This is a genomic window from Psychrobacter sp. N25K4-3-2, from assembly GCF_015351755.1.
Classification (GTDB): domain Bacteria; phylum Pseudomonadota; class Gammaproteobacteria; order Pseudomonadales; family Moraxellaceae; genus Psychrobacter; species Psychrobacter glaciei.
The window spans coordinates 1-25,692 of the sequence record NZ_JADKLX010000001.1; the positions used below are offsets into that span (position 1 = coordinate 1).

At 42.1% G+C, this 25,692-nt stretch carries 20 protein-coding genes and 1 pseudogene; 11 read left to right on the forward strand and 10 right to left on the reverse strand.

Translation table 11 applies throughout. The annotated features are described in order from the left end of the window. A partial coding sequence (locus IOD06_RS00005; RefSeq protein WP_194618367.1) for an FAD-linked oxidase C-terminal domain-containing protein occupies positions 1-111 on the forward strand: 111 nt, incomplete at its 5' end. Between the two features lie 212 nt (positions 112-323). Here IOD06_RS00005 and IOD06_RS00010 read toward each other — a convergent pair. Beyond that, positions 324-1,310, reverse strand: a complete 987-nt coding sequence (locus IOD06_RS00010; protein WP_194618369.1) for a hypothetical protein — start codon at positions 1,308-1,310, stop codon at positions 324-326. Between the two features lie 207 nt (positions 1,311-1,517). Continuing rightward, entirely contained in the window at positions 1,518-2,495 is a 978-nt protein-coding gene (locus IOD06_RS00015; protein ID WP_194618371.1) for a zinc-dependent alcohol dehydrogenase family protein, read from the reverse strand. A 168-nt stretch (positions 2,496-2,663) separates the two neighbouring features. Between IOD06_RS00015 and IOD06_RS00020 the strand changes: the two genes are divergently transcribed. Further along, entirely contained in the window at positions 2,664-3,557 is an 894-nt protein-coding gene (locus tag IOD06_RS00020) for a LysR family transcriptional regulator (protein WP_194618373.1), read from the forward strand. A gap of 233 nt (positions 3,558-3,790) precedes the next feature. Continuing rightward, positions 3,791-4,015 carry a hypothetical protein gene (locus tag IOD06_RS00025; RefSeq protein WP_194618375.1) on the forward strand — a complete coding sequence of 75 codons (225 nt, stop codon included), beginning with the start codon at positions 3,791-3,793 and terminating at the stop codon, positions 4,013-4,015. A gap of 328 nt (positions 4,016-4,343) precedes the next feature. Here IOD06_RS00025 and IOD06_RS00030 read toward each other — a convergent pair whose 3' ends face one another. Then, positions 4,344-5,219, reverse strand: coding sequence for a LysR family transcriptional regulator (locus IOD06_RS00030; protein ID WP_194618377.1), 876 nt, complete (start codon positions 5,217-5,219; stop codon positions 4,344-4,346). A 251-nt stretch (positions 5,220-5,470) separates the two neighbouring features. Between IOD06_RS00030 and IOD06_RS00035 the strand changes: the two genes are divergently transcribed. From IOD06_RS00035 to IOD06_RS00055, 5 genes are all read left to right on the forward strand, one after another. Further along, positions 5,471-6,349: an ABC transporter ATP-binding protein gene (locus IOD06_RS00035; protein WP_194618379.1), complete on the forward strand. Its 879-nt coding sequence runs from the start codon at positions 5,471-5,473 to the stop codon at positions 6,347-6,349. 56 nt (positions 6,350-6,405) lie between these two features. Then, positions 6,406-8,088 (forward strand): iron ABC transporter permease, encoded by a 1,683-nt coding sequence (locus IOD06_RS00040; protein WP_194618381.1) that lies wholly within the window; start codon positions 6,406-6,408, stop codon positions 8,086-8,088. A gap of 77 nt (positions 8,089-8,165) precedes the next feature. Then, positions 8,166-9,152 (forward strand): ABC transporter substrate-binding protein, encoded by a 987-nt coding sequence (locus IOD06_RS00045; RefSeq protein ID WP_194618383.1) that lies wholly within the window; start codon positions 8,166-8,168, stop codon positions 9,150-9,152. A gap of 102 nt (positions 9,153-9,254) precedes the next feature. Beyond that, entirely contained in the window at positions 9,255-10,397 is a 1,143-nt protein-coding gene (locus IOD06_RS00050; protein WP_194618385.1) for a TIGR03364 family FAD-dependent oxidoreductase, read from the forward strand. Continuing rightward, positions 10,397-11,170, forward strand: coding sequence for a phosphonatase-like hydrolase (locus tag IOD06_RS00055; RefSeq protein WP_194618388.1), 774 nt, complete (start codon positions 10,397-10,399; stop codon positions 11,168-11,170). The genes IOD06_RS00050 and IOD06_RS00055 overlap by 1 nt, the downstream gene beginning before the upstream one ends. A 313-nt stretch (positions 11,171-11,483) precedes the next feature. On the opposite strand, the gene IOD06_RS00060 is transcribed toward IOD06_RS00055, so the two are convergent. From IOD06_RS00060 to IOD06_RS00075, 4 genes are all read right to left on the reverse strand, one after another. Continuing rightward, complete coding sequence (locus tag IOD06_RS00060) at positions 11,484-13,130, reverse strand: BCCT family transporter (protein ID WP_194618389.1); 1,647 nt, start codon at positions 13,128-13,130, stop codon at positions 11,484-11,486. A gap of 159 nt (positions 13,131-13,289) precedes the next feature. Beyond that, entirely contained in the window at positions 13,290-15,797 is a 2,508-nt protein-coding gene (locus IOD06_RS00065) for a CoA transferase (protein WP_194618392.1), read from the reverse strand. A 218-nt stretch (positions 15,798-16,015) separates the two neighbouring features. Then, the gene (locus IOD06_RS00070; RefSeq protein WP_194618394.1) at positions 16,016-17,506 is read right to left on the reverse strand and encodes a CoA-acylating methylmalonate-semialdehyde dehydrogenase; all 1,491 of its coding nucleotides are present in this window, start codon (positions 17,504-17,506) and stop codon (positions 16,016-16,018) included. Positions 17,507-17,565: 59 nt separating this feature from the next. Beyond that, positions 17,566-18,756: an iron-containing alcohol dehydrogenase gene (locus tag IOD06_RS00075; RefSeq protein ID WP_194618396.1), complete on the reverse strand. Its 1,191-nt coding sequence runs from the start codon at positions 18,754-18,756 to the stop codon at positions 17,566-17,568. Between the two features lie 241 nt (positions 18,757-18,997). Between IOD06_RS00075 and IOD06_RS00080 the strand changes: the two genes are divergently transcribed. Further along, positions 18,998-19,768 (forward strand): IclR family transcriptional regulator, encoded by a 771-nt coding sequence (locus IOD06_RS00080; RefSeq protein WP_194618398.1) that lies wholly within the window; start codon positions 18,998-19,000, stop codon positions 19,766-19,768. A 244-nt stretch (positions 19,769-20,012) separates the two neighbouring features. Here the strand turns inward: IOD06_RS00080 and IOD06_RS00085 are convergent, their stop codons facing one another. Both IOD06_RS00085 and IOD06_RS00090 read right to left on the reverse strand, forming a co-directional pair. After that, positions 20,013-20,627, reverse strand: coding sequence for a GNAT family N-acetyltransferase (locus IOD06_RS00085; protein WP_194618400.1), 615 nt, complete (start codon positions 20,625-20,627; stop codon positions 20,013-20,015). Between the two features lie 138 nt (positions 20,628-20,765). Next, a complete protein-coding gene (locus tag IOD06_RS00090) occupies positions 20,766-21,641 on the reverse strand; it encodes an MBL fold metallo-hydrolase (RefSeq protein ID WP_194618402.1) in 876 nt (291 codons plus the stop codon). Between the two features lie 147 nt (positions 21,642-21,788). Between IOD06_RS00090 and IOD06_RS00095 the strand changes: the two genes are divergently transcribed. After that, positions 21,789-22,682, forward strand: a complete 894-nt coding sequence (locus tag IOD06_RS00095) for a LysR family transcriptional regulator (RefSeq protein ID WP_194618404.1) — start codon at positions 21,789-21,791, stop codon at positions 22,680-22,682. A gap of 500 nt (positions 22,683-23,182) precedes the next feature. Continuing rightward, positions 23,183-24,799: an NAD(P)/FAD-dependent oxidoreductase gene (locus tag IOD06_RS00100; protein ID WP_194618406.1), complete on the forward strand. Its 1,617-nt coding sequence runs from the start codon at positions 23,183-23,185 to the stop codon at positions 24,797-24,799. Positions 24,800-24,960: 161 nt separating this feature from the next. Here the strand turns inward: IOD06_RS00100 and IOD06_RS00105 are convergent. Beyond that, positions 24,961-25,319 (reverse strand): annotated as a pseudogene (locus IOD06_RS00105) (DDE-type integrase/transposase/recombinase); the annotation flags it as partial. Positions 25,320-25,692: the final 373 nt, after the last annotated feature.

A 25,692-nucleotide genomic window follows, 5' to 3' on the forward strand; every position in this document is an offset into this window, starting at 1 on the left:
CCTTATTTACACTACAGCCGCAGCGAGACTGAGATTGATTACTTACGAGAGGTCAAAAAAGTCTTTGATCCCAATAACATTATGAACCGTGGTAAGATTTTTGATATGTAGATAAAACCCTAAGATCGATGACATAGCTTAAGTAAAATGCTAAGTAAGAAATATTACTCACGCTATATGTAACATAGGTCAGTTCTATTTTGAGTGAAGTCCACCTATGTACAGGCAGTCGTAAATACAGTTAATGCTAAAATTAACTGTATTTCAAAGTTTTTATATAGCACTTGTGCCATTCTATGACCCAGTAAACCTTTAAGGAATACTTAAAATTCGTTAACCATATCAATCACAAACTGACGAGAAGCCTCACCCTCTATCATACGATACTGAATTTGGCGTGTTTTACCTTGTGGATTGGCATTGTTATCGTCTTCTAAGTAGAGTGGAAAACGTCTAACTAATACATTCTCAACCAATGCAAACGCATCGTGGCCCATATACCCTTGTTTTAGTTTATCAGTCAGCTCTGGATAAGAGACTTCACTCCATGACAGCCCTTTATTGCTCGAATAAGCAATCACGTCACCATATGAACCGCTACCCACACTTTGGGTGAATACCAGAATTTCATGATATCCATCGCCATTCATATCACCCACATCAGCACTAACAACAGGATCGCTAATTGGTCGCTCGATAATGTCTTCACCCATGGGCTGAGTCTGCAAGACATAACCACCATTGCCGTCAGAGGTACTGGTCACTTGAGTAGAAAAATCACCATAGTTGAGTGATGTAGCGTATTGCGAGTTGTCCAATTGTCGAGTATCCAGCGTATCGCTTAATTTTTGATATACGCCACCAAGCGTTGCACCGCCGCTACAATAAAAAGCTATTTTTTGTAGATGGGCTTCTTCACCTTCAATGGATAAGCTATTGTCATTAAAGCGCAAATAAACAGGGTTATTATCTACCCAAAACTGATACCGTCCATCATGAGCTTTATGAAGTACGGTGTCTAATGTACAAGTAGGTTTCTTTTTGTCTATGTGAGAACGAATAGACAAACTAATAGCATCTTGACCAGCATCACGTACGCTGATCGCAAACCAGTCGTAACCCTCGTTACGCTTTGTATAGCCATCTGTGATGTAATCGCCCGTTATATTGTTAGTATACTTATCGGTTGCGGTTGTCGTCGGTAGGTCATTTTGTAAAACCGTTGTTGACTCAAGGCCTTGTGTATTGGTGTTCTGGCACGCAGTCATACTTAGTAACAGCATGCTTAGCAGTAACGTTTTTCTCATCATAATTTTTAGTCTTTCAGAAGGTTGTTATGTGGGCAATTCATAATAAGTTCATTACAGCCCACATCATTTAGCAATTTAAGAAAACCATTATCCATTCTTGGCGTGGAATATTGGTTTGTACCCATTTGCTCTCGATGGGATTCAAGTAAGGGCACTAAGGTAGAGGAGTTCAAAGCCTTTGACCGTGTCTATTCGGTAACCTTACCACTATATAGTAAGCGTAATCTTACCCACTGCTTTACCTGATTCAAGATGGTCATGCGCGCGTGCTACCTCCCAAATAGAGTAGTTACTATCATCTATGATAGGCGTGATTTTGCCACTATCAACCAGCTCTGCAATCATTGTCAGGATACGACCGTGCGATTCATGGTTGACGCCATGAAATAATGGAATGAGCACCAAAACACCGTGAAAGGATAAGGCTTTGAGAGCAACTTGCAATGGATCAGCAATCGGTAAAATAGTGGCGACATGGCCATTGAATCTAACGGCTTGAAAAGATTTTTGAATATTATCACCAGCCACCGTATCGAAAATTTTGTCAAAACCCACGCCGTCAGTATACGTCGCCACATAATCATCAATCTCTGCTGTTGTATAATCCACTAGATGATCCGCGCCTAGTGTTTGTGCTAATGCACTATTAGCAGGATAGTAGGTAGCGGTGACTGTCGCGCCAAGTACTTTTGCTAGCTGAACGGCAATATGACCAACGCCCCCTGTTGCACCATGAATCAAGACATTATCGCCTTCTTTGACATTCATTTTTTGTACGAGTGCCTCATAAGAAGTGAGTGCGACCAACGGCAGGGCTGCGGCTTGCTTCATGCTGAGTGTTTTAGGCTTTTCAGCCATTAAACGCACATCGACCAACATGAATTCAGCAAGTGCACCATCAATACCGTTGAGACCACCAGCCATACCATAAACTTCGTCACCAACACTAAATTCAGTGACGCCGGCACCTATTTCGCTCACAATACCAGCTACATCACCGTGTAGTATCTCTGGCAAATTCTCCGACCAAGGCAGCTCGACTGAGCGCAGCATGGTATCAATAGGGTTCACACTAGTGGCTTTCACTGCCACAACCATATGACCTAGTGTTGCCGTTGGTTTTGGTTTTTCTGCCAATTGAAAAACTGCAGTTGTACCGATTTCTTTAATGATCATCGCTTTCATGTTATTACCCTTTACTGGTGTGAAGGTCTTATTGTTTGTTTCAGGACAATAAGTTTAGACGTTGCTAATCCAGCAAACCATTACCCAGTAAACAAATTACTTTTGCTTTTTGAGCAAGCCATGGTTACAGTTAAATGGAATACCTATCAACTTAATAAAGGAGTGGCAATGAGCTCAATAAATCGATTGGCATACTTCAATAGTGTTGTCGAAACCGGTAGCATTTCAGAAGCCAGCCGCATCTTTGATGTACAGCCGTCTTCCATTTCACGGCAGTTAGCGGTGCTTGAAAAGGAGTTGGGGGTACGTCTGCTGAATAAAACGACTAGAAACACCAGTTTGACTGAAGCGGGGCACAAATATTATGAATACTCTCAGCGAATTGTGTCAGAGTTTGATAATGCCAAAAGAGTCGTTAATGATTTACAAATAACGCCACAGGGTAAGCTGAAAATCAGCATGACAGTCGGTTTTGGTGAAAGTATGGTATTACCGTTAATACCGAAATTTATGTCGTTATATCCAGATATTGATATAAAAATTGAGTTAACAGAACGGGTTGTAGATCTTATAGAAGAAAATATTGACGTGGCTATTCGAAGTGGACGTCTATCTGATTCGACCATGATTGTCAGACGCTTGGTATTTAATGATTTTCTGCTGTGTGCAAGCCCCCAATATTTAAAAAATAATGGTACGCCTCATAGCATTGACGATCTAGCTGATCACCAATGTATCCGATATGGTTATAACGGTTGGAAAGAGTGGTTTTTGATAGCAGAAGATAGTAAAAAGTTGATGATTAATAGTCAGGTTTCAGTGAACTCAGTGAATGGTCAGAAGCAGCTGGTATTGAATCATACAGGTCTGACGCTAATCCCATTGTGGGCTGTTAAAAGTGAATTGGCGAACGGGTCATTGGTTCAAGTCATGCCAGATCATATTTTTAGTCCCTATGAAGAGCTTAGTGCTACTTACGCTATTTATCTAAAGCGAGATATGGTCTCACCAAAAACACGCGTTTTTTTGGATTTTTTGGTAGAACACATGATAGCGATTTGAGTTTGGGTCTACAGCTTGATCGCACAAATTTTTATAGTCGATGACTGCTAAATGCACTTCCATGAAGGTTAATGTTATTAAAGATCGAGTATGAATAGTTTATGAAAAAATAGGAGCGCGCCCAATCCGCGTATTATTTCATATACGATACATGCCTAAGCACTCATGACTCGATGAATGCTTCTAAATTTAAAATGACTTATTACTCTTAAATATGAGCCTATGGAGCTTTCATGACATCTAAATTATTTATTAGTGGCTCAATTATGCTGGCCCTCGCTGGAATGTCTGGGCTGATGGAAAGCTTATTTTATGGTGGCATTGCTTCTGATGGCGTGCTTCAAGAAAGCTTGTTTTTACCTCTGGCTTTTATTTTTTTAGCCTTATCACTAATCCTTTATTGCTTATCATTAATCATGCACATAAAAACGAGCGTGACAGGTATTCAAATAAACTAGGGCGTGTCTTCAATTCACTCGATAGTCATCTAAATGGGATAAAAATGGCTAAATCTTGCCAAACATCGTCAAATAGCTGGTTAATATCCCGATATTATCTGCGCTATTTTCCTTGTTTGACGGCAATTTATCTCATTTTTATCACCATTTCTGAAATGAAGACACGCCCTAAACACTTACTCTACAACCACATTCTCTACAACCACATTCTCTACAACCACATTTATTGTTCCCAAGAGAGCGGTTATGATAAATGGATTTGATGCAAAAAACCTAATTCGCAAGATGCGTATATATTGAAAACATTAGGATGCTTTTTTCAAACAGTCTAACCAGAGGTATCTAAAGAGTTCATCAAAGCAGTCACCACTAAATTGTTTACATTTTTGAGTGAAAAAACTACCTCGTCATAATCTGAAGGTAGCTCCGCAATGGGCACCTTCACAAAACCATCCTTTCTTATTGTGCTTTCGCTCCATGCAAATCCTACACCTAAGTTTTGGTAAACCGCATCGTAAACACTTTCTTGGGTGTTTACGATATACGTAGGGGTTATCTCTAAATTAATTTTTGCTAGTGCTTCATTTATGAGTTTTTGAGTGGTAGAGCCGTGCGTGCGGAATATAACGGTTTCCGATGCCAGTTCAGTTAAGCTTATAGACTCTCTTGATGCAAAAGGGTGGTTCGGTGAGCATAAAGCAACAAGCCTTTGGGTAGCACATTTCTTAAACTGTAACCTGTCATCTTTTGGCACATTTGCAAGAATGCCAACATCTACTTGACCGTTAACGACTCTACTGAACGTTTCATAAAAATTACCAAAATAGATCTCAGTCTGTAGCTTGGGATAGCGCTTACTAAACTGCCTGATAATTTCAGTGCCCGGTAGTGGGCTGCATAGAGCTACCTTTAATATAGCTGATTCAAAGATTTTACTTCTTTGAATCAGCTGCTCTAGATCATCTTCAACTGCTCGTATTTTACTCGTCAATGACCCAAGCTCTAAGCAGTAATCTGTTGGCACAAGATGCCTGCCACGCTGAATAAATAGCTTAAATCCAAGATTGTTTTCAAGCGTAGATAGTGCTTGGCTAATGGCAGATTGAGACACGCCCAAACGTCGAGCTGCCTGCGTGTAATTACCTTCCTCAAGCACAGAATTTAAGATGTTTAGCTGATTATAAGTGTAAGGTTTTTTCGTCATATGACCGCCGTTTCTCGTATCGGTTTCAGAGATTGTCAGGTCTATCTCTGGGAAGTACGAGAAGTTATACACGATAAATAAGACTGAATGATTAAATGTATAAGCTAACCTTATATTTGACGCCAAACTGTCATATTCATCTTCTATATTAGTTACATGTAAACGATTAAAGCATTGAACAATTTACCTAAATGTATTTGCTTGAGCTATCACTCACTGCCAATACCAAAATATAAGTTTGGGCTTGAATTATGTTAGAACTAAGAAATGTGACTAAGAAGTATGATGGCAAAGTTATTTTTGAGGATATCTCCCTAAAAGTGAATAAGGGTGAGATTGTTTCAATATTAGGCCCATCTGGCTGTGGGAAAACCACGTTGCTGCATATTATTTTAGGTCTAACCGATATTAGTTCTGGTCGGCTTGCCTATGATAATGAAGACATCACACGTGTGCCTATGAAGCACAGAGGTTTCAATATTGTATTCCAAGACTATGCTTTGTTTCCTAACTTGAATGTAAAGCAGAATATTGAATATGGGCTACGTAATAGACCTAACGTCAGCACACAAGCGGAGGTTGATGAGCTGGTTGACCTTTTAGAGATTAAGCCGCATTTGAGCAAGCGAATCAGCCAGCTCTCTGGGGGACAAAAGCAGCGTGTTGCATTAGCGCGTACTTTAGTGATGAAGCCTAAAATTTTATTATTAGATGAGCCTTTATCTGCCTTAGACGGGGTTATTAAAGAGACCATTAAGGCACGTATTCGTGAGATTGCAGAGCGTTATGAGCTAACCACTTTGATTGTGACACATGATCCTGAAGAAGCGATGACACTCTCTGATCGCATTTTGTTGTTATCAGACGGCAAAGTAGCTCAATATGCTAAACCATCAGAAATCATCCAAAACCCAGCCAATGATTTTGTTAAGAGCTTTATCTTAAATCAGCTAAATATCAAACGCCGTAATATCTTGAGCCTATTTGAAGCGGACAGTGCGCCAACTGATCCCTTAGAAAAATACACTCAAATGAGACCTGTGCTAGATGGCAGCTCAGTCACTGAAGATATCAATTCCATAATCCAGCGCACAGCTGCTAAATCAATTAAAGATACCTCCAAAGGTTAATCGCACTAGGCCAACGCTGGTCTCTCAAAACTTACTTATTTCGCACGTAGGTCATTATGAAACTTAATAACTCACCGCTAATGAAAGCTTCATGGCTTTTCATTGGTGCGCTATTTCTCGTCTTTATGTTTGTGCCTTTGGGCAAAATGTTGATGCTGTCATTTAATGTGGCTGATGGATTAGGTATAAGCCACTATGTCGATATCATCAGCAGTAATGACTTCAGACAAGTGATGTTAAATAGTTTTTTTGTCGCCATTGTTAGTGCGATGAGTGCCACCTTTTTGGCATTTATCCTTGCCTATACGGTGCACTGGACTAACTTGCCAAAGGGCTTTAAACAAACCATTAAGCTTGCGTCACTGTTCCCTATGCTATTGCCAACAGTGACTTATGGGTTTGCCATTATTTATACCTTTGGTAAGCAAGGTCTGCTCACCAAGATAATTGGATTTCAGTTGTTTGAAGACATATATGGTTTCTATGGTATGTGGCTTGGCTACACCATCTATACCTTGCCAATAGCCTTTTTACTGCTTAACAATACCTTTCAGTATTTGGATAAGAAGTTCGTAATCGTATCAGAACTGATGGGCGATTCACGCTTACGCCAGATAGATATGACGGTCATTCGTCCTTTAATTGGTACGTTTGCAGCCGCTATCATTCAATGCTTCTTTTTGGCCTTTACTGATTTTGGTATTCCAGCCTCTATTGGTGGTCAGTACAAGGTCATCGCCACTGAGCTTTATACCCAAATACTGGGTGCATCTCCCTCGTTTGAAAAGGGCTCTGTGGTTGCCTTGTTTATGCTGATTCCGTCTGTTTTGAGCATTCTACTGCTTTGGTATGTGGCTCGATTTAATGTCAGATATGACTCAGTAGAGCATTTTGACTTGCCCACCTCTAAAGTCAAAGACAGGATTCTGGGTGTGTTGTCCAGTGGCATTTTGATTTCACTATTATTCGTATTTGCTGTGATCTTCATCATTCCATGGATTAAGACATGGCCTTACGAGATGGCGTTTAGTACAGACACATTTACTAAGGTGATTGAGTCCTCGAACCTAATGCGAGTGTATAAGAACTCACTTATGGTCGCCACACTAACAGCTATTTTTGGAACTATTATTACCTATGTTGCCGCGTTGATATACGAGCGCTCAGGGTTATTCAAGATAGGAAAGCTGACGATCGAAAGCTCAGCTTTAGTGACCAATACAGTGCCAGGTATGGTTATTGGTATTGCTTACCTGATGGTTTTTTCAGGCTCATCGATATCGAACACCATCTTTATTATTGTGATTAGTAATATCATTCATTACTTCTCGACACCTTATCTCATGAGTAAAAACGCACTATCAAAAATGAACTTAGGCTGGGAGACCACAGCTTCTTTACTTGGAGACTCATGGCTACAGTCTTTACGCCGAATTGTTGTACCCAACTCAATATTTACACTTATCGAAGTGGCCTCGTACTTTTTTATCAGTGCGATGGTCAGTATCAGTGCAGTGATATTCATTTCAGGTGCGAAGACGATGGTGCTGACTACAAAAATTGTTGAATTACAGCACTTCGCCCGCTTTGATGAGATTTTTATCTTGTCGCTGATGGTGCTACTCACAAATATCACGGCATTAATATTCTTCGCAGTAGTTCGATACCTTTATACCAGAAGCATCAATGGCACAACAAAAATAAAAGTGAAAAAACCCACAGTAACGACGGTCGCTTAGATATTTCAACACAGTCTAGGCGTTGATGTTACGAAAACTAATTTAACCTTTAATCACTCAAATAATCAGGGAAAACAATGAATTTATTTAAAACGATAATAACGGGATTGACTTGCGGAGTTTTAGTAGCAGGTTGTGGGTCGCAAAGCTCGGACGATACAGCTGGCGAGGAGGTGATTATTTATAGTAATGCTGATGAAGAGGCAGTCGAGGTTATTCAAGAGGTGCTTGATGAAGCAGGCTTTGAAGGTCAGTACATATTTCAATCATTCGGAACAGGTGAGCTTGGTGGACGACTATTAGCAGAAGGAAAAAATATTGAAGCTGATATGGTGACAATGAGTTCATTTTATATCGAAAGTGCTCAAGCAAAGAACCCAATGTTTAAAGCGTTAGCGTTTACGGCAAACCCGCAGATTGCAACGCCTAATTATTACGCACCAATCCTTAGCTTTACGGGCGCCGTTTTACTCAACACCAAAGAGATGAAAGCCAATAATCTTCCAGTACCTACCAGTGCCAAAGACTTAGCCAATCCTATTTATAAAAACCAAATTTCTATGGTTGATCCAAATGGCTCGTCAACCGGTTGGCTATTTGTGCAAGATATTGCTGCTGAATATGGCACCGATGTTGAAGGTCAACAAATCATGAATGCTATTCGTGAAAATGCAGGGCCTAACTTAGAACTATCTGGCTCTGGTCCTCTTAAAAAGGTAATGGCAGGTGAGGTGCCTATCGGTTTCGGACTACGTCATCAGGCAGTCGCTAATAAAGCAAAAGGCCTACCAATTGATTTTGTGGATCCCAGTGAAGGTAATTACACATTGACTGAATCGGTTGCTGTTATTGATAAAGGAGAGAAAACCAATCCTAAAGCAATGAAAATGGCTGAATTAATTGTCACTAAAGCTCGCCCAGGTTTATTAGAGATTTATCCAAATATTGTGTATGACGGTGAGACAGTAGCTGCTGAGAATCAGATTGATAATTCTAAGACCTATCCAGAGCCATTAACTGCCGAGCTGTTAGATAAGCACCGTGCTTTTTTCCATGGTGAGTAATTTTCGTTCAATCAAAATAATGCCCATTCATGCTTAGCTATATTAGTTCATAGGTTAAGCAAGTAGAGGGCTAATTAATAAAGATGTATGGGAAGAGCAGATATGACAATGAGCAAAATACTTTCTGATAAAACATACGATGTCGTTGTCGTAGGTGGGGGCATCGTTGGGCTGGCAAGCGCCTACGCTGCCGTTAAAAAAGGGCTGAGTGTTGCAGTTGTAGAACGCCAATCTCAGAACAAAGATGCTTCTGTTCGTAATTTTGGATTTGTGACCGTTAGTGGTCAGCGTCGAGGTAAGCATTGGCAACGCGCCATGCACTCGCGTAATGTTTGGGCCGAAATTGCGCCAAAAGCAGGTATTCAGGTAGAGCATATCGGTCTGCATATGTTAATGCAGCGACCTGAAGCGGTAGATGTTGCACAAGCTTTTTTAAAGACGGAAATGGGTGAGGGGTGCCGACTACTGCCACAGTCTGAAATTAATGAAGCCGCGCCTTATCTAAACAAGGGAGAAGGGGTGTTATATAGCCCGCATGAGCTCAGAGTAGAATCTAATACTGCAATCGCTAAGCTGGCTCATTGGTTACAAGAGACGCAGAGTGTGGACTTTTATAATCATACCACCGTGACTTCGGTGGAATTACCAAAAGTGCATACCAGCCGCGGTGTCCTTAACGCTGAGCACTGTGTGGTCTGCCCAGGAGCTGACTTTACTGGCTTATATCCAGAAGTACTCGCTAAGACCAAAGCTAAGATGTGCACACTAAATATGATGCGAGTCGTGCCCAAAAAAGCATTTAGATTAAATGCCGCTGTCATGTCAGATTTAAGCTTTGCCCGTTATGATGGATTTGCTCAGTTACCTGAAGCTACGGTACTAAAAACCTTACTTGACGATATTCAAAGTGTAGAGCGTCAAGCAGGTGTCCACCTAATTGTGGTTCAGTCTGAAGATGGCTCACTAATCATTGGCGATAGTCATGATTATAGTGATAGAGAACTACCGTTTAGAGACACTCGAATTGATGGTCTAATCATTAATGAATTTAAGCAGGTGATGGATATTAGTGAGATAGATATTACTCAGCACTGGTTGGGTGTATATCCAAGTGCAGATGACGTGGTATTTAAGACATCACCTGAAAAGGGCGTGGTGGTCGGTGCAGTCACCAGTGGTACAGGGGCATCAACAGGTTTCGCATTTGGCGAAGAGTTAATTGAATTGGTATTGGAATCAAAGTGATGAATACAGTAAAGAATAATGTAACAAGCAGCAGCTCACATAGTGATAGTTTAAATAGTATTAAAAATAAATTTTTTGATATTAGGCTCTGTGTGTTTGATATGGCTGGCACAACAGTAGATGAAGGTAACCTAGTCTATAAAACCGTATGTAATGCCATCAATGAAGCACTGAATAGCGCTGGCAAGTCAGATAAACAAGTGAGTCTTGAGTTATGTTTAGCATATGGTGCAGGGAAAGAAAAACGCAATGCCATCCGCGATATTTTAAACAGGTTAGATTTATCTGATGCTTGTATTGAGTCGTTAACGGATACTGCGTTTGCAGCCTTTAGAGACAGTCTTGCAACTGCCTATAGCAAGGATACCTTATCTGAGTTTGAAGGCATGTCAGAGTTGTTTGAGCAGTTAAAGGCGAGCGGTCGTCATGTGGTATTAAATACAGGATATGATGCTAAGACTGCTAATAAAATTTTGACTATCTTAGGGTGGTCTGTGGGAGATCAAGTAGATGCACTAGTAACAGCCGATGACGTAGAAAATGGCCGCCCAGACCCGGATATGATTACTCTTGCGATGAAGCAGTTTAATATCGAGAATTCACAGCAAGTATTAAAAGCAGGGGATAGTGGTATCGATATTGAGGAAGGCCAAAATGCAGAGTGTGGGCTGGTTTTAGGTGTGCTATCTGGTGCACAAAACGAGCAGCAGCTAGTGAAATATTCACCTGATGCGATTTTAGATAAGCTGACTGATTTAAAGGCGCTTATTTAACTTAAAGCTAGGTCTAAGCTTCAAAATATACAACAGAACAGTAAAGCCATAAAAGTAATGACTTTTATGGCTTTTTTGATTTAGAAGGACTGTCCCAGATTCTGTGTAACTGCCGTTTAGATTAAGTGTTCCTGCCTAAAGGCTGTAACTTTAGACAGGTACTTGATATTAGAATACAGACTATTGAATATAAATCTCATAACACACCAAGCGTGCTCAATTGGCTTTTAGCGGACGCTAATCGAGCACTCTATCATTTAGCGTTGCGCTTGCTGTATCTTCTTGCTGTGTGTCGTTTGTGTACATAGCTAAATTATGATTCGTCGACCGGATCTATCGTCTCTAGCCTATCCGGACTAGTATCATAAAGAATGGCTTTGACCAGCGATATTCCCATTAGTACCATCACAAAACTAAAGGGTAAGGCACCAATAACCATCGCCGTTTTAATCGCACCCAATCCTCCGCTTATCAGCAGCACCCCAACAACCAATGCCAGTATTACGCCCCAAAAGATAATATGTGGGCGGCCTTTTGGACCTTCGTTACCACCTGAATTGATGGTATTGATAACTAGAATTGCCGAATCTAAAGTAGTGACTAAGTAGGTCAATAGTAAGACCAGAACTAAAATAGCCATTACCCAAGAAAAATTGGGAGACAGCATCACATCAAGCATGGCAAGCAGTTGAGATTCTTGGCCAACGCTTGAGATGGCATCAGTGCCACCTAGTGTTAAGTCAATCGCGGTTCCGCCCACCATTGAAAACCAAATAAAACACATCAAAGCAGGTAGGATGACGGTGCCGAATAGATAAGCACGGATACTACGACCACGTGAAATGCGAGCAAAGAAAACACCAACAAAAGGACCAAAAGCAATCCACCATGCCCAATAAAACACAGACCAGTCTTTTTGCCATGTGGCAAGCGTGTCACCGACCACCGTACCATCTGGCTGCCAAACCGTAAACAGCAATTGAGGAAGTGCGACGACATAGTCAAACACACCCAAGAAGAAAGATTGTAAACCAAAGAAGGTCGAACCGAATATTAAGAAAAAGGCAAACAGGATAAGACTTAATCCCATGTTGATGTTAGATAGCCATTTCACCCCTTTACCAAGCCCAGAAAGCGCAGATAGGGTTGCTATGCCAACGATAACGGTCAGTGCAACGATAATGGCTGCCGTTGACGATGTGCCATCGGTATTCATTAACCATTCGCCCAAACCAACACGGTACATACTAGAAACGAATTGCTCAACCCCAAACCCTAATGTTTGGGCCACGCCCAAAATGGTTGCAATAACGGCAACGATGTCAATGGTATTACCGAGCTTACCGGATAGTTTTTGACCGAATAATGGTGCAAGACCTGAACGAATGGTCAGCGGTAATTTACGTCGAAAAGAAAAATAGGCCATCGATAATCCGACTAAGGAATAACAAATCCATGCGCTGAATCCCCAATGTAGAAAGGCCCATTTATAGGCATAGCGTACATTGTCGGCACCAGAGGCTGTTGCCAACCCTTGAATGACCTCAGGGTTATTGGCAAAGTGATACATCGGCTCTGCGGTCGCAAAAGTCAACATACCAACCCCGATACCTGCGCCAAAAATCATTGAAAACCATGAAAAGTTGGAGAACTCAGGTTTATCCCCTGTGTCCCCTAAAATCAACCTCCCATAGCGCGGCACAACGGCCAGAATCAACGCTAAAATCAAGAAAAAGGCGACACATAAGATATACCATGTCGAAAAGTGATTGAGTAAGAAAGTATTGATCGACCCTAATATCGTCGTTGAATTATCAGGAAAGATGACAGCCCAAACAATGAGCAGACCCAGTAAGATTTTAGCGGTAATCGTAACGTCTTTATTAAACCCCTCATAAAAACCTTTTGTCGCCACTTTAATCGGCAATTTGGTTAAAGGTTTTCTGCTGCTGTTTTTCATATCTAATCCTTTAGATGGTTTTCCTTTTGCTCAAATGAGCATCAAGCTGCACTGTCCTTCGAGCAGCTTAACCCCTATCATTCAGGGCGTGTCATCAGCCAGATACAAACCAACTTGCATCATGGTTAGCAGGGCACTCCAACTGATGACACTGCCTATTTAACTTGGTAAAAACTCTTGACTCCAACTATCACTCAAATCACCACTGGCAATACTGGCGTCAATGTCTGCCTCGCTATAGCCAAGTTCTAGCATGATCTGACGGGTGGATTGTCCAAATTTTTCAGGTCTAGAGAGTGCATACACGATGCTGTTCGACGGACGAATAGCATAAGGATCAAGCTGTGTCACCGTATGACCACTTGGATGATCTTCATAAATTGAAAAAGAATAACTACCATTGTCAGTACCTGGTGTGCCATCTGCTATGCGGCTGTATTCAGCACGTAATGCATTGATATCCGCACAGACGACAGCCGCAATATCGGCAGCTTGCAGACGTTCTACCCAGTCATGAGCAGGCGCTTTTTGAAAAATATTAGACAAGAAAGCGGCACGTTCACTTTTATCCAGCTCACTGAAACCTTGTAAGTCTTCAACGTTTTCGAAGTTTTTTACATCGACTTCATACGCGTTTAATAACAAGTAGTTCCCTGAAGAGGTATAGTAAAAGCGCGTCAATTCATCATGGCCATTGGTTTCACGACCTGAGGGCTCATTGAATAACCCGCGTTTTTCAAAATCATAGCAATAAGGGATTTGTAGTAGGGCGCTATTGGCAACCAATGAGGTACGGCCACGTCCAATGCGGCCTGTACGATATTTTTGATAGAGCGCCACACCAATACTCATGGCGCCGCCAAAGCCGCACATGACATCAATAGTACCAACGTGTGCATGTTCTTCAGGAGTATCCATAGCACCGCCGCAACGCAACATGATGCCAGTAGACGCCTGTACCACATCGTCATAGCCTATGAAATCACTACTCGGACCCTTACGGACACCGCTAAAACAATCAAGCTTACAGAATATAGCGTCAGGATTTAAGGCTTTTAAGCCTTCAGTATCCAAGCCCATTTTTTTGATTTGGGTGTCTGTTGCATTCCAAACAATAACGTCAACTGAACGAACCAACTTCTCAAACACTTCTCGTCCTGTGCCCTTGCTAATATCAGCAAGTATGGAGCGTTTACCGACCATTTGAGACATACCATAAATGACGGTGTTCCAGCTGTCGTATAATGGAGAAGCAGAATCAAGCTTGATAACTTCTGCACCAAAACGCGCCAAATAACAGGCCGAATGCGGGCCTGCAATGACGTTGCAAAGATCAAGTACTTTAATACCGTCTAACCAACCGCTTTTTTCATCAACATTATTGATTGAAGGCAACTTGGTTTTGATTGCCTTTAATTTTTTCAATGCACCTTCAAAGTCGATAGGCAGCGGTGCTTTTGGTTGTAACATCAACTCGCCACATTCTTCTAACCACACAATTGGTCCTGGCTGAATCATCTTGCCATAAGTGGGATCATCAACTTCGATCATGAGTCCTGTTGTTTCTGCATGATCATCATGAATCCACTCTTGTAGCCAACGCTGCGGTGCACCAGGTATGCCGCGTTTTCCAAAAATCTTCTGCCACTCTTTTGATGTACGTAATAAAAACGCCACTTTCATTTTTTCGGCAATACGATCTGCCCAATGTTTTGGCATGGGATAAACCCCAAGCGATGTATCAGATGTCCACTGACTAGAAGGCAAATAAGTATCGTCTTCCTCAGTCAATCCTTCCTCAAGTAATTCGTCGTATAGCCCCAATACTTGCAAACAACGCTTGGCGTGATGTTTATGGCTAGGGCATACCACGTAAAACATACGGCCATCTTTACACATGTAACTGCGGTAAAAAGGATCTAGCAGTTCTTGCAACGATTCGTAGTCCATATTCATGGGAATACCTTCAACGCGGCGACGTTGAATCTCAACTTCACGTTGGGTCAAATAGCGTTCAGGTAAGTTTTCGATATCGATTGAGTTGTAACAAAGGCCTTCCATGACAGCCGCAGCAAGTGGAACTTCAATGGCATCGCCAAGTCCTGTGTTTTCGCGTGCTTGTAGTGCAAAAACAACTGAAGAACCTGCTAGCATTGCGCCATAAGCAGAGGGCAGTGGTAGGGGTGAGAACGATGGGTTAATGCCCATGAGCACACGGTTTAAACCCATGTCAGTAAACACGCCCGAGCTCGCTGCCACAATGCTTTCATAGGCACGTAACTCACGGCGATTTTCATCGTTTGATGCAAATCCAGGGATTGACAGCGTGATCAGCTGCGGACGCTCTTCTCGTAGCGCGACCAGATCTAATCCCATTTCTGCCATTTTTCCAGGGCGAAAGCCTTCGATAACGATGTCACTTTCTAAAATTAATTGCCTAGCTTGTGCCAAGCCTTCATCCGTCTTAAGATCGAGTGTTAACATCAATTTATTGCGATTCAATACCGCATTGGCTGGACTGTGCCACTTTGGGCCTGATGGCGGATCTATATGAACCACGGTTGCGCCTAAGTCACCAAGCATCATACCGACAGCGGGACCGGCAATATATTGACCAAAATCGATGACTTTGACACCCAGTAATGGCAATTCAAAAGTTTCTCGCATAGTTATCTATCCTTAGAATTTTATGGTACGACTATGAAAAATTAGAATTCAGTCAGAGCACTTGCCAGTCGTCCACTAATGGAGAGAGTCAGAAGCAAGCAGCATTTTTTGAATACAAACGACTGCTTTTAAGCGCACTGATCATGCAGTGCGCTTAAAAAGTAAGGACTTTATAATGTAGTGTTCTTAAAGGCTAGCGCCTTGAAAAGGCAGTGCTATTAAGTTGGCATAGAGAACTGTTTTTCTTCTCTCAATGCCGCACTAGGCCAGCGCTGCGTAATGGTCTTACGACGAGTGAAGAATCTCACGCCATCTGGTCCGTACATGGCCAAGTCACCAAATAATGAACGCTTCCAGCCACCAAAGCTTTGAGACGCTACAGGTACTGGTAGTGGAATATTGACACCAACCATACCGACTTCAATGTTATCAATAAAGTAACGCGCCGCTTCTCCATCTCTCGTATAAATACAGGTGCCGTTACCATATTCGTGATCGTTTATGAGTTGCACTGCCTCGGCCATGGTCTGCACACGCATAACCTGTAACACGGGACCGAAAATTTCTGCCTCGTAGCTGTGCATCTCTTTGGTGACATGATCAATCAGAGTAGGACCTACAAAAAATCCATTTTCATTGCCTTCTGGTGCAGCATCAGAGCCATCGATGACCAGCTCTGCACCTTGCTCGGCAGCACTTTTGATGTAATCTAAAATCTTAGATTTGTGCGCTGCTGTAATGACAGGGCCAAAGTCGTTGCTCTTATCTGAATGAAGACCCAGTTTTAGCTCTTTAATAGCAGGCTGTAGAGCCGCAATCATCTTATCAGCCGTTTCATCACCGACCGCAACTGCAACAGACAGAGCCATACAACGCTCTCCTGATGAGCCAAAAGCCGCACCCAATAATGAGGTCACAACGTTGTCTAAGTCTGCGTCTGGCATGACAATCGCGTGGTTTTTTGCACCGCCTAATGCTTGGCAACGTTTGCCTTGTGCAGCGGCTGTGGTATAGATGTATTCAGCGATAGGGGTTGAGCCCACAAAGCTAACGGCTTTAACATCTGGATGATGCAAAATAGCATCAACGGCTTCTTTGCCACCATTTACGACGTTGATGACACCATCTGGTAGGCCCGCTTGCTGTAAAAGCTGCGCGATGAAAAGTGTGGAACTTGGGTCACGCTCAGACGGTTTTAATACAAAGGTATTACCGCACACGATGGCCATCGGGAACATCCACAGTGGCACCATCACAGGGAAGTTGAATGGTGTGATACCAGCGACGACGCCTAATGGATGAAACTCACTCCAAGAGTCTATATCGGTACTCACATTACGGCTGTGCTCGCCTTTGAGCAGCTCAGGTGCGCCGCATGCATATTCGACGTTTTCAATACCGCGCTGTAGCTCGCCTGCCGCATCGTGTACGATTTTCCCGTGCTCTTCGCCAACCAGTCTGCAGATTTCATCCGCATTTTGCTCTAACAACTCTTTGAATTTGAACATGACGCGCGCGCGTTTTAGTGGCGAGGTTTTGCTCCATGCCGGAAAAGCCGCTTTAGCCGCAGCGACTGCTTCGCCGATTGTTTTTTCACCACCCAAAGCGACTTTTTTGCTCACATCACCGGTTGATGGGTTGTAAACATCTTGAGTTTGGCTGTCATTATTTGACAAGCTGCCGTTAATAAAATGTCCGATCGTTTGCATAAGTTTAATTCCTTTAAACGTGTGAATAATTAGTGGGTTAATCGTAAATGATGGCTGTTTTAACTGAGTGAACTCTCAGCAACAGTGTTGTCATTCCATAGCAAGGTATAGAGTTGAACCATTTCTTCTAGGGTAGGTATTCGAGGGTTGTTATTGGGTGAACCTGATGCGAATGCTTGCTCGCACATTGTGTTTATGAGCGCATCAAAATCTGCTTTTTGGACACCAAACTGTGCCAATGTGGGAACATGAAGCTCATCATTTAAGCTTTTTAGATAATGGACCAAGCTGACGTTGGCCTGATCATCTGTCTCACTATGATCCGCTATGCCTAAGGCACGCGCGCAGTCCGCATAACGGTCAGGCGCACTAGAGATGCCGAATTCTGTAATGGTTGGCAATAGCATCGCGTTCGATAGGCCATGCGGCACATGAAAAAAAGCACCAATCGGACGACTCATACCATGTACCAGCGCAACCGAAGAATTACAGAACGCAATACCTGCCAAGGTAGAGCCCAGCATCATCGCTTCACGGGCGGTTTCATCTTTGCCGTCGTGATAAGCCGTTTGGATATTGGGTCCAATGAGGCGTAGGGCTGCGAGCGCCTGTTGGTCGCTATAGGCATTACGTTTAGGGCTGATATACGCTTCGATAGCATGGGTCATCGCATCGATACCCGTATCTGCGGTAGTACGAGGCGGTACGCTGAGCGTGAGGCTATAATCGATAATGGCTGCGACAGGCATAAACCCCATACCCACGCACAACAGCTTTTCATTATTAGCCTCATCGGTAATGATGGTAAAGCGTGTCACTTCTGATCCTGTGCCTGCCGTCGTCGGTATGGCAATAATAGGCAAGCCTGCTTCGTCCACTTGACGAGGAAACTTATAATCGCGAATCACGCCGCCAAATTTTCCTAGAATAGCAATGGCTTTTGCACTATCGATAGGGCTTCCGCCACCTAAGGCAATCAGACCATCGTAATCTTGTGCTTGTACTTGAGACACGCCAGCCTCAATAGAGCTTTCAGTAGGCTCTGGCACCGTATCTGAAAATACATCGGCATTGATTTGTGCTGCTTTCAAAATGGTTTGAATGTTATCGACATAGCCGAGTTTAACCATCATCTCGTCAGTGATAATAAGGGGTTTTTTTACCCCTAAGCTGGCCAATATTGCTGGCAGCTTTTGGCAGGCATCGCGTCCAATTTCCATCGTTCTTGGGAGCAGGATACTGTGTGACATAGTGACTCATCCTTGAATTAATGACTTCAGATATAAGCGTAGTAGGCAGCTCAATCGTCGTACGGACTATTCACAAAAGTGTATAGCGCTTAGATATAAAATTCACATAACGATAAATATCTTATCGATATGTGAAAGGTAACAGAATGTTTTTGTAATAGCAAGACGCAAAAGCGTAAATTTTATCGTTATAATAAATAAATTTATTTGCTGCGAGTCAGCCAGAGGTTTAAACCAAACAATGAGTAATACTAAAAAGAAGGGCTCAAGTGTTGAGCGCGTTTTGCAGATAGTAGAGGTACTGGCCAGCTCGCAACGGCCAATGAGTGTCAGCGATTTAGCAGAAACATTAGAAGTGCCTGTGCCGAGTATGTATCGGCTATTGGATCAACTGCAGGGTCTTGGGTTTGTGCAGTTAGATTTGCCAGGAAAGGTAACCTGTGGAAAACGCACCTATAAGCTTGCCATGAACTTATTGCAAAACAGTGACTTTAAAAATGAAAGGCTAGCGATACTGAACGAGCTGTCAGCGCAAATAGGGGAGACGGTAGGTATTTCGATTTTACAAGACTTAGATGTGGTTTATATCGATCGCGTTATGTCGGATTGGCCGCTACAAATATTTCTGCCTTCGGGCACGCATGTGCCTGTTTGGGCCAGTGCCAGTGGTAAATTATTGTTATCGCAGCTAGCGGATGAGAAATGTACACGCATCGTTGAGAAAATGTCGTTACACGCACTAACGACCAAAACGCAGACCGATAAAAAACAACTGATGCAAACGATTACTACAACGCGTGAGACGGGAGTAGGCATAGATAATGAGGAGTTTATTCCAGGTATGGTTGCCTGTGCGGTCATGATTCCTAATGGGGATCAACAGGCATTTGCGACGGTGTTTACCCATGGGCCGACCGTGAGAAAAAGTCTAGAGGAGCTGCTCAGCTATGTACCCCTTATGCAAGAGGCGGCAAATGAGCTATCGGTGATTTTCAATCAAAACTATGAATAGAGAAGTAGGTGCAAAGCGGGGTGATAAATTACTATGAGTGTTAGTTGATCCTATATAAAATCCCAGTCAGGACCTAATCACCTTAGTAAGATAAAGAGTAATAAAAAAGGTTGGTAACGCTACATATAATATGGTGTTACCAACCTTTTTTACTGCAAATCATATTTGGTAAGTAACAAGAGATCGAGTCATCCAACTTAGTATATCTATGATGTCAAAACCATTTGTCGTTTTTACAAACTCGTTAAGATAAAGGTTTGACATAGGTATAGTGCATTATTTGCGGGTTTAGGTGGTTGGGATACTGATCAACACGTTGATAGCCATTATTGTCGTAGTACTGATAAGTGCATAAAGTGTCTGTGTGCAGTGCATACGTGGTTACGCCCTGTGCCATGAGATAAGTCTCAAATACCTGAATCAACGTTGCACCAATACGGTGGCGACGATAATTTGGATCTACACAGAAAAACTGCAGCTCGTTATCAAAATCGACTTTCTTTCGTTTCGCGCCAGCCGATTCTTTTTTCTGTAAATCACTTAATACCTGTTGTCCTTGTTCAGACAGGCGCAGCTTGCTTTCTATCTGATCAATAATAGGCTTATCATCGAATAATAAAGCTTTATATGGATCGTATTTAGTGACCCCTATCACCACACCGCAAATAATGTCACCATATTCTGCAACTTGTATAAAAGTAGCATGATGACAGTCTTTAGCTAGAAATAGGGTAGCCAGTTGCTTTAGAACCCGCTTATCTGTGGCAGTAGTAAATACACTCAAATTCATATTGACGACAAAAAGGTCGACAATGGCTGAAAAGTCTTCAGGCGTAGCACGACGATATTGTATTGTCATAAGTTGCTCTCTTTTATCATTAAAAGTACTGGCGTATGCTTCTTGACAAAGCATTCATACGGCAGCACCTTGACACTAACATCTGACTAATAGACATAGCCAGATGTGAGTATTTTTTACTTAATAGTTGTCCTATATTTACCACTCTATTTCACCTGTATTGACTTGACTGCTCAACTCTAAATCACTTCCTCCGGGCAAGGCTGGATAAGCTGCTTCCATGGTAGAAGTTACTTTTTCTGATTGCTTAGAATCTTGTCTTTTTGCCTCGTCGAGTGCTTGCTCAAAAGTTTTTAGATAATTGAGGGTAAAATCAACAGCGTAGTCTTTTTTGAGTAGGTTGCCTGAATAGTGACCTGGTATCACGACATTTGGCTTTAATTGCTTCATTTGTTCTAACGATTGCATCCAAGCGCTACGAGCTTCTTTAGTTTGGGTATCAGCAGTCCACACATGCATGCCTGATGTTACCGACACGCCGCCGAACACAGTTTTTGACTCTGGTACCCACATGTATGCTTGAGGGGTTCCGAACGCTTTGATTTCAATTTTGTGGCCTTCTAAAGTCAGTGTAGACTGATCAAGTGTTTGAGGTACTGTAATTTTGGTAGGTGCATGTTTACCAAGGATTGGGCCCCAATGCTCTAATTTTGCATCTTTAGTCGCCTCAATGTGTCCAACAATAGAAGGGCTAGAAACTACCTTAACATTGGGAAAAGCTTTGACTAAAAGCTGAAGACCGAAGTAGTAATCTGGATCGCCTGCCGTGATATAAATCATTTTTAGGTCTTTATTGCTTTTTTTGATCATATCAACCAATGCTTCACCGTCTTTGACACTAAACTGCGCATCGAACAAAATAGCATCTTTCTCGCCACTTGCCAGCACAGAAGTCACTGGGAAAATAGCATTTTTATCAGGTTTATATTCTTGTAGTTGTAGATCGGCTGCGTTCGTTTGGGTTGCAAGCAGTAGAACACTGGCCGCCATAGAAGCTGTCATTAATTTTTTCATAATTCACCTGTATTTTTGTTTGAGTAAATAGACCGCGTTAATGGCGGTATTCGTTATTAGTGGCTATTCTATTCGATTGTATTTCGTTTAAATACGCTATAATTCGACGTTTACTGTTTCAGTTTTCGCGCAAATGAGGATAGATAAATGGATAGGCTGACCGCGTTGCAGGTGTTTGTTACTATCGTCGAGCAAGGTAGCTTGAGCCGTGCGGCGGACAATTTAGATATGTCTAGAGCTAAGGTAACGCGCTATCTGACAGAGCTTGAGAGCTGGATGGATATACGCTTATTACATCGCACGACTAAAAGTCTGAGCCTGACTGCCCCTGGTGAGCAGACGCTTGAGGTAGCGTATCAGTTACTTGAATTGACTGATTCATTGGATCAAATACGTAATCAAAATACTTTGGAGCTAAAAGGTCAGTTGCGGATTACTGCTAGCCTTTCGCTGATTGATAGCCTTTTGATGGATGTGGTTGGTCGCTTTGTATCTCACTGGCCGCAGACAGCGATTGATATTCTTACCACTGATGACTCGGTTAATTTAGTTGATGCCCGTATTGACTTGGCGATTCGTATCACCAATGACTTGGAGCCAAATGTCGTTGCCAGACGTATCGGTGAGTGCCACTCTATCGTATGCGCTGCACCTGAGTATTTACAAAAACGTGGCAGACCTACAGATGTACAGTCGCTTGTACATCACAACTGTCTATCGTTTGCGTATTTTGGACGGTCTGCATGGGTGTTCGATGGGCCAAATGGTCCGGAGTCTGTTCCTATCTCTGGCAATATCAGCGCCAATATCTCTGAGGTTTTACTTGCTGCCACGCTACGTGGACACGGGATCAGCTTGCAGCCATCTGGCGCAGTCAAATATTTGATTGCATCCGGCCAACTTATTGAGTTATTGCCTGAATGGAAACCTAAAACTTTGGGTGTTTATGTGGTTTATGCCAATCGAAAGCAGGTGACACCATTACAAAGAAGGTTTATTGATTTTCTCGCTGAAGAAATAAAGCATTCGCCTTACTGGTAGCAAGCAATGGATGAATATGGACTATTTATAAAACCCAATATTAGCAACATTATCTAAAAACGTTTAAATTAGCACTTAATTCCTCAAATATAATAGGTATGTAGACACTTCTGCAACCTGTACGCTTTCTCATGCTAAAACTCCTTATCCATACCTTATAACGAGTTCTATTGTGAGCTTGATTATCATGAGAAGTGGAATAGCAAAATACTGCTTTGCAGCGACGTTAGACAAGAGCTATGCTCGCAGTGAGACTAGGAACTAGGCTTAAAAAGGTTTGGGTTATCTATTGCCAAGACAGATGTGGTTTAATTATTATCGTCAGGTTATGTGACTAAAGTCTCCCAAGTTTGATTGTACGGATTTGACGGCAGAGGTTATTTTCAAACTACAAACTAAATCCGCAAATTTACCCCGCATAAGTAAAATATTTATTCGCTTATTTGTATCAGTACCAGTAAAATGCGAGACTGTTTTCTACACTAGTTTATGAGTAACCAATGATACGTTTAACTGAAATTAAATTGCCATTAAATCATACACCTGAAGATCTAACGACTGCTATAACGACAAAACTTAAAATTTCTGCTGAGCAAATGGCGTCATTTGTGATGTTTAAACGTGGTTATGATGCTCGTAATAAAAGAAATATCCAATTAATTTATACGCTAGACATCACACTTACCGACTCGGATTTGACCAATGATTTATTGGTTCGATTTGAGTCAGACAACCATGTTAAAGCAACACCAGATACCAGCTACAAATATGTAGGTGAAGCGCCAAAAGATTTAACTGAGCGTCCTGTTGTTATTGGTTTTGGACCTTGTGGTTTGTTAGCCGGACTTACCCTTGCTCAAATGGGTTTTAAACCTATTATCATTGAACGCGGTAATGAAGTCAGACAACGCACCAAAGACACCTTTGGCTTTTGGCGTCAGCGTAAATTAAACACAGAATCAAACGTACAATTTGGTGAAGGCGGAGCAGGTACTTTTTCTGACGGTAAACTGTATAGCCAAGTGAAAGATCCCAATCATTATGGCCGTAAAGTCATGACAGAATTTGTAAAAGCTGGCGCACCAGATGAAATTTTATTTGTTAGTAAACCGCACATAGGTACTTATAAGCTAGTTACCATGGTAGAAAAAATGCGTGCCGAGATCATAGAACTCGGTGGTGAAGTCCGTTTTGCTACTCGCGTAGACGACTTGCATATCACTGACTCAAAAGTAACTGGCGTGACACTTAATAGTGGTGAAACCTTAAAAACTAGCCATGTTATTCTTGCTGTTGGTCATAGCGCCCGAGACACTTTTGAGATGATTCATGATAAAGGCGTGTACGTTGAAGCAAAGCCTTTCTCGATTGGTTTTAGGATTGAACATAAACAGTCAACCATAGACCAAGCACGCTTTGGTGACAATGCTGGAAACGAGATACTTGGCGCTGCGGATTACAAACTGGTTCATCATTGTAAAAATGGTCGTTCTGTTTATAGCTTCTGTATGTGTCCAGGCGGAACCGTTGTTGCCGCAGCATCAGAAGAAGGCCGTGTTGTCACTAACGGTATGAGCCAATATTCAAGGAACGAGCGCAATGCCAATAGTGCTATTGTTGTAGGCATTGACCCAGAGCGAGATTACCCAAACCATCCTCTTGCTGGTATCGACTTACAAAGACAACTAGAAACCTTAGCGTTTGAATTAGGCGGCAAAGACTACAGTGCACCAGCGCAAACCATTGGCGATTTCTTAAAAGGAAAACCAGACTCAGAATTAGGCGATGTAAAACCCTCTTACACACCGGGCATTACTTTAACCGACTTAAGCAAAGCACTGCCAGACTTTGCCGTGGATGCCATACGTGAAGCCATTCCAGCGTTTAATAAAAAAATCAAAGGATTTTCATCTGACGATGGTTTACTAACTGGCGTAGAAACCAGAACATCGTCACCAATCAGCATTAAACGCAATAAAGAATTCCAAAGCATTAACACCAAAGGATTATTCCCTGCAGGCGAAGGTGCTGGCTACGCAGGTGGCATATTATCAGCAGGGATTGATGGCATCAAAGTGGCCGAAGCCGTGGCGAAATCGATGTTGAACATAGAGTGAGAGCGGCTCTAAACTGTAAGCAAATCCTAATATTAAAATGCTCACTTAGATAAAAACATGCGAGCGAAAAAGCCTTTCAAGCTATGAAGTATAAAGCTTGAAAGGCTTTTTTTGTGTTTTGAGGATGGTGGACTATTTTTATTGACCTATGCTGTCAGTGTGATCTCTTTGATTGCTGTAAACCTTATTTTATAGTCTTGGTTATACACAAGCGCATTCTTTAATGAACTCAGAAGCTTTCTATGGGTGCTTTATCGAAGCATATGCTGCGTGATGATCTTGTGACACGCGTGGCTACAGTACTGACTGCCTCTATCAGAATGTACAATCAACCCTTGGCTTGACTCTTTATTCTTAATTGCCATGTTCAATGCACGGCAGACTAAATCAGCGGTCATGCGCTTGTCGATGGCAAGCCCACCAGCTCTTTGGTGTATAAGTTCTTAACCCCTGCTAAATACAACCAGCGCTCATTTGTCCAAGTATAGGTAATATCACTGACCCAAGATTCGTTAGGACGGATAGTGTTTCCCAATCTCATCACTGGATACTCTGACTAACAATTAATGCTGCTATTTATCCTACTGTGATGGCCTAATTGTTTAAAACCTAACACGCGATACGGATATATGATTTAAATAACTTTTAATTATCCTTGATACCAGCGTACTTTACGAGCTGTACGTAACGAATTACGTTGTAGCGTAATTATGATTCCCCAATCTATCAACAATTCTCTTTCCTCGTAAGCCAATTCAAGCTGTCAATTATTTACTTTATCTCTTCAAAAGTAGTATTAAGCGCATGACAATATCATCATGCCTATACGCTTTTATTGGCGCGTTCTATTCTACTAATTGAATAACATTTGTATTGTTGCTAACTGGTAGGTA